Raw genomic sequence first — 2,784 nt, 5'->3', positions numbered from 1 at the left:
GGACTCGCCGTGGCGAGTCCTTGTTTCTTCMGGTATTCGGGTTCTTATCTTCGGCTGCTGGTATTCCTTCTCTTCACCCCTTCTGTATGCGCCGAGGAGCGCAGGGCCAGGCGGATCAGGGATCGCGATTGTCTGAGCGAAGCGAGTTCGAGCGAGACCCCGCCTGAACCGAGCACCGCAGGTTGCCCGTAGCGCAGCGRAGGGACGCAGACAGCAGGGTCGCCTTTTCTTTTGCTTACTTTGCTTTTGGCGAAGCAAAAGAAAAGTGAGTAGCTGCCGGGCTACCCCCGGCCAGCAGCTCTCAGCAAAGAGCACCCCGTCGGAACGGGAGCCGACCGCCCCGTCAAGCCCCTCCAGCCAGGAGCGCCGCATTCCCCCCCGCCGCCGTCGTATTCACAGTGACAGTCTGCTCAGCACAAAAGCGATACAGGTAATGCGGCCCACCCGCCTTGGGGCCCGTGCCGGACAGGCCTTCTCCGCCGAAAGGTTGCACCCCCACCACCGCACCGATCATGTTGCGGTTCACATAAATATTGCCTACGTGGGCGCTGGCCGCGAGTGCCTGTGCGCGCGAGTCGATGCGGGTCTGGATACCGAGCGTGAGGCCGTAGCCCAGTGCGTTGATCTGCGCGATCACGGCCTCCGGCGTGGCCAGCTCGCCGCTGCCCCAGCGCACGATCTGCAGCACGGGGCCGAAGATTTCGTCTTTCACTTCGGCCAGGCTGCGTACTTCAAAGGCTGCGGGGGGAATGACATTTGCTATCGAATCAGGAGCTGCTTGCGCTCGTCCTGCATGGCTTACAAGCATTTTTGACGTTGAATTCAGGCGCTGAAGATGCTTCTGGATGTTGTCAAAGGCTTCGCGGTCGATCACCGGACCGACATCCGTCGCCAGGTCGGCTGTCTCGCCCACCACCAGCTCCTGCGCGGCGCCCTTGATCATCTCGATCACGTGGTCGGCAATGCCCTCATGCACACACAGCAGGCGCAGCGCCGAGCAGCGCTGGCCGGCGGAGCGGAACGCACTCTGCACCACCGCGTCGGCCACCTGCTCGGGCAGGGCCGTGCTGTCCACCAGCATGGCGTTGATGCCGCCGGTCTCGGCAATCAGCGGGACGATGGGGCCGTCTTTGGCGGCCAGCGCGCGGTTGATGATCTTGGCGACCTGGGTGGAGCCGGTAAACACCACGCCGGCGACTTGCGGCGCTGCCACCAGCGCGGCGCCCACGGTTTCACCGGCGCCATGCGCCAGTTGCAGCGCGCCTTCGGGCACGCCGGCCTGGTGCAGCAACTTCACAGCCTCCCAAGCCACGCCGGGGGTTTGCTCGGCGGGCTTGGCCATTACAGCGTTGCCGGTGGCCAGTGCCGCCGCAACCTGGCCGGTGAAGATGGCCAGCGGGAAATTCCAGGGGCTGATGCAGACCCAGACGCCGCGCGCCGACAGGCGCAGCTCATTGGTTTCACCTGTGGGGCCGGGCAGCGCGACCGGCTGCATGATGCGTTCGGCCTCGCCCGCGTAGTAGCGCAGGAAGTCCACCGCCTCGCGCACTTCAGACACCGCATCGCCCCAGGTCTTGAAGGCCTCTTTCACCAGCAATGCGCAGAACTTCGGCATCTGCTGCTCCATCGCGGCGGCAGCGCGGCGCAAGATGGCCGCGCGCTCGGCAATGGGCACGTTGCTCCACTTTTGATAGCTGCTTGCGCACGTCGCTATTGCGCTGGCGGCCGATTTGGCATCAAACTCAGGCACGACGGGGACCGGGGTGGTGGCCAACGCGGCCAGCAGCGGTGCGCGCATGCTCTGGACCGTGAGGTCCAGCCCCAGGCTGTTGGGCCGGCCGGGGCCGTATAGGGCCGGCGGCAGCGGCAAAGACGATTCGGGCTCCAGGCGCATCGGTGAGGTCAGCAGCTCGCCCATGCCGACCGACTCGTCGGCCAGCTGGTGCACAAAGGACGAGTTGGCGCCGTTCTCAAGCAGGCGGCGCACCAGGTAAGCAAGCAGGTCGCGGTGGGCGCCCACGGGCGCGTACACGCGGCAGCTGATCAGCGGGTTCTTCAGCACCTCGCGGAAAACGCCCTCGCCCATGCCGTGCAGGCGCTGCAGCTCGAAGGGAACTGCGTTGCGCGACGCCATCTGCAAAATCGCGGCAATGGTGGCGGCGTTGTGGCCGGCAAACTGCGGGTAAATGGCGTCGGGCGCGGCCAGCAAAGCCTGCGCACAGGCCAGGTACGACACATCGGTGTGGTGCTTGTGCGTGAACACCGGGTAGTGCGGCAAGCCCATCTCTTGTGCGCGCTTGATTTCCGAATCCCAGTACGCACCCTTGACCAGGCGGCACATCAGGCGCAGCCTGTATTTGCGGGCGACGGTGGCGATGTGCTCAATCAACTCCAGCGCGCGGGTCTGGTAGGCCTGCATGGCCAAGCCAAAGCCCTGCCACTGCGGGTGGTGCTTTGCCACCAGCGCAGCCAGGGCTTCAAACACATCCAGCGAGAGCTCGAGCCTGTCGACCTCTTCGGCGTCGATGGTGAGGTTGATATTGGCCCGGGCCGACAGCTCGCACAGCCCCCAGACGCGCGGTACCAGCTCGGCCATCACGCGTTCGCGCTGGGCGTCTTCGTAGCGCGGGTGCAGCGCGCTGAGCTTGATGGATATACCGTCGTTTTGCTCGGTAGCACCCATTGGACGAGCGCCAGCAGCTATTGATTTGATAGCGTTTGTGTAACTGGCGAGATAGCGCAGCGCGTCGGCATCGGTACGCGCACCCTCGCCCAGCATGTCGT

1 protein-coding gene is annotated in these 2,784 nt (G+C 65.0%); it reads right to left on the bottom strand.

Features of this window, described 5'->3' with window-relative positions:
* Nucleotides 1–343: 343 nt before the first annotated feature.
* Nucleotides 344–2,784: L-glutamate gamma-semialdehyde dehydrogenase (locus AC1DWI_RS18980; protein ID WP_477725448.1), on the bottom strand; the 2,441-nt coding region annotated here is incomplete at its 5' end.

This window comes from Polaromonas sp. P3_C2 (assembly GCF_056402675.1).
This window is presented reverse-complemented; position numbering and strand designations above follow the sequence as displayed.